The 6000-nt window shown below is 70.2% G+C and carries 8 protein-coding genes; 4 read left to right on the top strand and 4 right to left on the bottom strand.

The features are described 5' to 3' along the window. Positions 1-283: dihydrodipicolinate synthase family protein (locus ABFC67_RS06130; protein WP_346737157.1), on the bottom strand; the 283-nt coding region annotated here is incomplete at its 3' end. 117 nt (positions 284-400) lie between these two features. On the opposite strand from ABFC67_RS06130, the gene ABFC67_RS06125 reads away from it, so the two are divergent. The 4 genes from ABFC67_RS06125 to thiD all read left to right on the top strand — a co-directional run bounded on the left by ABFC67_RS06125 (position 401) and on the right by thiD (position 3921). Then, a complete protein-coding gene (locus ABFC67_RS06125) occupies positions 401-964 on the top strand; it encodes an ACT domain-containing protein (protein ID WP_346737160.1) in 564 nt (187 codons plus the stop codon). 2 nt (positions 965-966) lie between these two features. Further along, positions 967-1428 carry a peroxiredoxin gene (locus ABFC67_RS06120; RefSeq protein WP_346737156.1) on the top strand — a complete coding sequence of 154 codons (462 nt, stop codon included), beginning with the start codon at positions 967-969 and terminating at the stop codon, positions 1426-1428. Between the two features lie 94 nt (positions 1429-1522). Further along, complete coding sequence (locus ABFC67_RS06115; RefSeq protein WP_346737155.1) at positions 1523-2902, top strand: PhoH family protein; 1380 nt, start codon at positions 1523-1525, stop codon at positions 2900-2902. Positions 2903-3087: 185 nt separating this feature from the next. Beyond that, positions 3088-3921, top strand: coding sequence for a bifunctional hydroxymethylpyrimidine kinase/phosphomethylpyrimidine kinase (gene thiD / locus ABFC67_RS06110; protein ID WP_346737154.1), 834 nt, complete (start codon positions 3088-3090; stop codon positions 3919-3921). Between the two features lie 73 nt (positions 3922-3994). Here thiD and ABFC67_RS06105 read toward each other — a convergent pair whose 3' ends face one another. The 3 genes from ABFC67_RS06105 to grxC all read right to left on the bottom strand — a co-directional run bounded on the left by ABFC67_RS06105 (position 3995) and on the right by grxC (position 5833). Beyond that, the gene (locus tag ABFC67_RS06105) at positions 3995-5023 is read right to left on the bottom strand and encodes an isocitrate dehydrogenase (protein ID WP_346737153.1); all 1029 of its coding nucleotides are present in this window, start codon (positions 5021-5023) and stop codon (positions 3995-3997) included. Positions 5024-5204: 181 nt separating this feature from the next. Beyond that, on the bottom strand, positions 5205-5570 hold the full coding sequence (locus tag ABFC67_RS06100) for a carboxymuconolactone decarboxylase family protein (RefSeq protein WP_346737152.1): 366 nt from the start codon (positions 5568-5570) through the stop codon (positions 5205-5207). Next, a complete protein-coding gene (gene grxC / locus ABFC67_RS06095) occupies positions 5570-5833 on the bottom strand; it encodes a glutaredoxin 3 (RefSeq protein ID WP_346737151.1) in 264 nt (87 codons plus the stop codon). The genes ABFC67_RS06100 and grxC overlap by 1 nt, the downstream gene beginning before the upstream one ends. Positions 5834-6000 lie beyond the last annotated feature (167 nt).

The raw sequence follows: 6000 nt of genomic DNA, 5'->3' as shown, positions 1-6000 counted from the left end.
CGCGCGCGCGGCGCGTCAGCGCGACGGTCTTGCGCGTGCTCGCCTCGCCGGTGCCGGCGACGACCGCTACGCGCCGGTCGACGCGACGCACGGCGAACGCGAGCAGGCGCTCGTATTCGTCGTGGTCGAGGCCGTGCGCTTCGCCGGTCGATCCGGCCACGACCAGCGCCTCGGTGCCGCCCTCGATCTGGTAGTCGAGCAGGCGCGCATAGGCGTCGAGATCGAGCGCGCCGTCCGGCCGAAACGGCGTGGCCAGCGCACAGATGCTACCGCGGATGTTCAAGGCTGATCCCGGCGTGGTGAATGCGTCGATGTTACTTGCGGGTTCCGGGCACGGGCAAGTAAGCTGACTGCGCGGGCGCGCCGCGCCCGGCCAGGGATCGCCACAAACGCAGGTCGCATCGCCTTGAATCGCCCCACCTCGCGTCCCGGCCCCGAGAACCACCTGCTGATCCAGACGCTGTCGCCCGCCGCGCGCTCGCCGCTGCTGACGCTGGTCAAGCGCATCGCCGACTGCGGCTGCAACCTGGTCGACGCGCGCGTGTCCACGGTCGGCGCCGACGTCTCGGTGATGCTGCTGGCGCAGGGGTCCTGGGACGGCATCGCCAAGCTCGAAACCAACCTCGGCAAGCTCGCCCGCGACGACGAGCTGCAGATCACCCACTACCGCACCAGCCCGCGCAGCGCACAGAGCCACCTGCTGCCCTACGTGGTCGAGGTGGTCGCCGGCGACAAGGCCGGCGTGCTGGTCGAGATCATCGAATTCTTCTCGCACCACGAGATCAGCGTGGAGCAGCTCGCCTCGATGCGCTACCGCGCGATGCAGACCGGCGCCGACATGTTTTCCGCGCAGATCACCATCGGCATCCCGTCCGACACCCACATCGCCGCGCTGCGCGACGACTTCCTCGAACTCTGCGACGGGCTCAACCTCGACGCGATCATGGACCCGATGAAGTACTGACGATGCCCGCGATCGGCCAACCCGCCCCCATGCTCAAGGGCGCCACCAGCGACGGCGGCACGCTGGCGCTGGCGGATCTCGCCGGTCGCTGGGTGGCGCTGTACTTCTATCCCAAGGACAACACGCCCGGCTGCACGCGCGAGGCGCAGGACTTCCGCGATCTCTATGCGGAGTTCAGGAAGCGCAGGGCCGAAGTGATCGGCGTCTCGCGCGATTCGGCGAAGTCGCACGACGGCTTCGCCCGCAAGCATGCCCTGCCGTTTCCGCTGGTTTCCGACGCCGACGAGGCCTGGTGCAAGGCCTTCGACGTGATCCACGAGAAGGTGCTGTACGGCAAGCGCCACCTGGGCGTGGTGCGCAGCACGTTCCTGATCGACCCCGACGGCAGGCTGGCCTGCGAGTGGCGCGGCGTCAAAGTGCCCGGGCACGCGCAGGCCGTACTGGACGCCATCCCGCGCAAGTGAGCGACTGCACCCGACCATGCTGCCCCGGACGCGACGCCCGTCGCGAGCCGGCGGCGCCGCTTCGGCTTTTCCACCCGCACGAGGTCCCGCCCGCATGACTCGCGGCAAGCGCATCTACGTCCTCGACACCAACGTGCTGCTGCACGACCCGACCTCGCTGTTCCGCTTCGAGGAACACGACGTCCTCATCCCGATGACCGTGCTGGAGGAACTCGACGAAAAGAAGAAGGGCGGTTCGGAAACCGCGCGCAATGCGCGCCAGGTCAGCCGCTTCCTCAACGAGCTGATCGAGCGCGGCAACGGCCACGGCATCAAGGAAGGCCTGCCGCTGGCCTCGCCCGAGGGCATCCGCCTGCGTCACGGCGGCGCCGAAGGCCGGCTGTATTTCCAGGCGCGCGCCGGCAACGGTTACGGCAAGGCCGACAACCAGATCATCGACGCGGTGCTGGAGCTGCGCGAGCAGCAACCGCAGGCCGCGATCGCACTGGTGTCGAAGGACATCAACCTGCGCATCAAGGCGACCATCTACGGCATCGACGCCGAGGACTACGAGAACGACCGCGCGCTGGACGATTTCTCGCTGCTGTACACCGGCCACGCGGCGCTGCCCGAGGACTTCTGGGACCGCCACCCCGAGCTGCGCTCCTGGTCCGAGCGCGGCCACACCTACTATGAGCTGAAGCCCGGCAAGGACGACGACTGGCATCCGCACCAGTGCCTGTACCTGCCCGGCGAGAACAGCGTGGAGCTGCGCGTGCTGGACGTGCAGGAGGACAAGGCGCGCATGGTGCTGATGGACGACTACGCCGGCAGCGCGCACACCGTGTGGGGCATCGCCGCGCGCAACCGCGAGCAGAACTTCGCGCTGAACGTGCTGATGGATCCCGACGTCGACTTCGTCACCCTGCTCGGCACCGCCGGCACCGGCAAGACGCTGCTGACGCTGGCCGCCGGCCTGGCGCAGACCATGGACCAGCAGCGCTACCGCGAGATCATCATGACCCGCGCCACGGTCTCGGTCGGCGAGGACATCGGCTTCCTGCCCGGCACCGAGGAGGAGAAGATGACGCCGTGGATGGGCGCGCTCACCGACAACCTCGAAGTGCTGGCCAACCCCGAGGAAGGCGGCGCCTGGGGCCGCGCCGCCACCAACGACCTGCTCGCCTCGCGCATCAAGATCCGCTCGATGAACTTCATGCGCGGCCGCACCTTCCTCGGCCGCTACCTGATCCTCGACGAGGCGCAGAACCTGACGCCCAAGCAGATGAAGACGCTGGTCACGCGCGCCGGTCCGGGCACCAAGATCGTCTGCCTCGGCAACGTCGAGCAGATCGACACGCCCTACCTCACCGAGACCACCTCCGGCCTGACCTACGCGGTGGACCGCTTCAAGCGCTGGCAGCACGCCGCGCACATCACGCTGCGCCGCGGCGAACGCTCGCGCCTCGCCGACTTCGCCTCGGAGGCGCTGTAGTTGCGGGACTCGAGACTCGCAAAAGTCCAATTCCGTAGAGCGGGCGTCGGGGGGGCTTCCGCCCACCGAACGCGTACGCGAGCGGACCGCGATGGTGGGCTGAAGCCCACCCTACGCGACCAGGGCAGGGGCGCGGAACTCTCCGTCGTAAAGCGCGATCGCGAGCATTTCTTCTCGTACCGAACATGAAGCCGCAGGTCGAGCCACGCACGCGCGTCAAGCCGGGTTCCGGGCCCCGGGCCCCGAGTCCCGCGGTATGCCTCGCCATCGCCGGCTCCGACTCCGGCGGCGGCGCCGGCATCCAGGCCGACCTGAAGGCGATGCACGCACGCGGCGTGCACGGCACCTGCGCGATCACCGCGATCACCTCGCAGAACACGCGCGGCGTCAGCGCCGTGCACGCGGTGCCGCTGGCGCACATCGCCAGCCAGATCGAGGCGGTGTTCGCCGACTTCCCGGTGGCGGCGGTGAAGACCGGCATGCTGGCCAGCGCGGCGATCGTGCGCCTGGTCGCGCGCGAGCTGCGCCGCCGGCGCCCGCCGTGGGCGGTGATCGACCCGGTGATGCTCGCCACCAGCGGTGCGCGCCTGCTCGATCCCGCCGCGCTGGACGCGCTGGTCGGCGAGCTGATCCCGCTGGCCGACGTGCTGACGCCCAACCTGCCGGAGGCCGAGGCGCTGACCGGCATCGCCGTCCGCACACGCGGCGACGCCGACGCCGCCGCGCAGGCGCTGCTGGCGATGGGCGCGCGCTCGGTGCTGCTGAAGGGCGGCCACGCGCGCGGAGCTACGGTGATCGACCGCTACTACGACGCGCGCGGCGTGCTCGAGATCGTGCATCCGCGGCTCAAGGCGGAAGGCCACGGCACCGGCTGCACGCTGGCCTCGGCGATCGCCGCCGAACTGGCCAAGGGCACCGCACCGCGCAACGCGGTGCGCCGCGCCGCCGACTACGTGCACAAGGCGCTCGCAGCCGGCTATCGGCCGGGCGGCGGCGCGGTCTGCGTGCTGCGCCACTGAGGCCGCGCGCCGCCAACGAAAACGCCGCGACCGTCGCCGGCCGCGGCGTTCGCGCGCAATCCGCGGTGCGGGCTCAGGCCGCGCTTTTGTGCGCCGCGTGCACGCGCTCGACCAGCGCGTCGGCGAAGCTGTCGGTGCTGCCCTTGCCGCCGAGGTCGGGGGTGACGCGGTCGCGCGCTTCCAGCGTGTCGCGGATCGCCCGGCGCACGATGTGTCCCTGCCCGACCAGGTCGAGATGGTCGAGCATGTCGGCCGCGGCCAGCAGCAGCGCGCAGGGGTTGGCGACGCCCTTGCCGGCGATGTCCGGCGCCGAGCCGTGCACCGCCTCGAAGATCGCCGCCTCGGTGCCGATGTTGGCGCCCGGCGCCAGGCCGAGCCCGCCGACCAGGCCGGCGCACAGGTCGGAGATGATGTCGCCGAACAGGTTGGTGGTGACGATCACGTCGAACTGGTGCGGGTTCATCACCAGTTGCATGCAGGTGTTGTCGACGATCAGCTCGTTGCACTCGATCTCGGGATAGTCCCGGGCCACCTCGCGCGCCACCTTCAGGAACAGCCCCGAGGTGGTCTTCATGATGTTGGCCTTGTGCACCACGCTGACCTTCCTGCGCCCCTTGCGGCGGGCCATCTCGAAGGCGTAGCGCACGATGCGCTCGGAGCTGCGGCGGGTGACGCGGATCAGCGACTGCGCGGTCTCGCCGTCCTCGGACATGCTCTGACCTTCGGTCAGGTACGCGCCCTCGGTGTTCTCGCGCACGGTGATGATGTCGATGTTCTCGTAGCGCGCCTTGGTGCCGGGGAAGGTGATCGCCGGGCGCACGTTGGCGTACAGGTCGAAACGCTTGCGCAGCTCGACGTTGAGCGAGCTGAAGCCGCCGCCGATCGGCGTGGTCAGCGGACCCTTCAGCGCGACGCGGTGGCGCGCGATCGCGTCCAGCGTCGCCTGCGGCAGCAGCTCGCCCTGTTTCTCCAGCGCCGCCATGCCGGCTTCGACGAACTCGTAGGTCAGGCCGCAGTCGAGCGCGTCCAGCACGCGCAGGGTGGCGTTCATGATCTCGGGGCCGATGCCGTCGCCCCGGATCACGGCGATGTGCTTGCTCATGGGAGGTTCCGCTCCTGTCAGGCCGCGGGCGAGCCGATATGCGCCCGTACAGACGCGGAATTATCGCCCGCCGGCGCCCCGTCGGACAAGGCGCGGCGCCGCAGGCGCGGCCGGACTTTGGTCGCAGGCCGCGCCCGCGACGTGCGGCACGGCGTCGCAGCGACCGGCGGCGCGGCCGCCATCAGCCACCGGCGCCGGCCTCGACCCCGCCTTCCAGCCGATCGAGGAAGTCCACCGCGCGGCGCAGGTGCGGGATCACGATCGAGCCGCCGACCACCAGCCCGATCTGGAACACCTCGAAGAACTCGTCGCGGTCGAGCCCCGCTTCCTTGCACTGCGCGACGTGGTAGCTGATGCAGTCGTCGCAGCGCAGCACCAGCGACGCGACCAGGCCGAGCATCTCCTTGGTCTTCACGTCGAGCGCGCCGTCCTTGTAGGCCTGCGTGTCGAGCGCGAAGAAGCGGCGCACGGTCTGGTTGTCGTGCTCCAGGATGCGTTCGTTCATGCGCTTGCGGAACTCGGTGAACTGCCCGACGCGGTCGTTCATCACGCGCTCTCCGTGAGCAGTTCGGCCAGCCGGCCGCTGCGCTCGGCGGCGACCAGGTCGGTATAGCCGCCGACGTGGTGGCCATTGACGAAGATCTGCGGCACGGTGCGCTGGCCGACGGCGCGCGCCAGCATTTCCTCGCGCCGCGCCGGATCGGTGTCGACGCGGATTTCCTGCCAGGCCAGGCCGCGCGCCTTCAGCAGGTTCTTGGCCGCCACGCAATACGGGCACACGGCCGTGGTGTACATCTCGATGGTAGGCATGGGAACTCCGAGGAGGCCCCGCCGCGGGCGCGGCGGGGCGCGCAACGCATGATGGGGGCGGCCGCGGCCGGAGCCAAGAGGTGCCGGCGCAACCGCGGCTAAACCGCGCCGTCGCGCGCGGTGGCCGGGGAACCCGCGCTGCGTTATGGTGGTCGAAACCGCACGTT

This window comes from Mizugakiibacter sp. (genome assembly GCF_039680435.1).
Taxonomy (GTDB): Bacteria; Pseudomonadota; Gammaproteobacteria; order Xanthomonadales; family Rhodanobacteraceae; genus Mizugakiibacter.
This window is presented reverse-complemented; position numbering and strand designations above follow the sequence as displayed.

Excerpts from the sequence above, each read along its gene's own strand:
- ABFC67_RS06120 (WP_346737156.1), top strand. The coding sequence starts at position 967 with ATGCCCGCGATCGGCCAACCCGCCCCCATGCTCAAGGGCGCCACCAGC.
- ABFC67_RS06115 (WP_346737155.1), top strand. The coding sequence starts at position 1,523 with ATGACTCGCGGCAAGCGCATCTACGTCCTCGACACCAACGTGCTGCTG.
- thiD (WP_346737154.1), top strand. The coding sequence starts at position 3,088 with ATGAAGCCGCAGGTCGAGCCACGCACGCGCGTCAAGCCGGGTTCCGGG.
- ABFC67_RS06105 (WP_346737153.1), bottom strand. The coding sequence starts at position 5,023 with ATGAGCAAGCACATCGCCGTGATCCGGGGCGACGGCATCGGCCCCGAG.
- ABFC67_RS06100 (WP_346737152.1), bottom strand. The coding sequence starts at position 5,570 with ATGAACGACCGCGTCGGGCAGTTCACCGAGTTCCGCAAGCGCATGAAC.
- grxC (WP_346737151.1), bottom strand. The coding sequence starts at position 5,833 with ATGCCTACCATCGAGATGTACACCACGGCCGTGTGCCCGTATTGCGTG.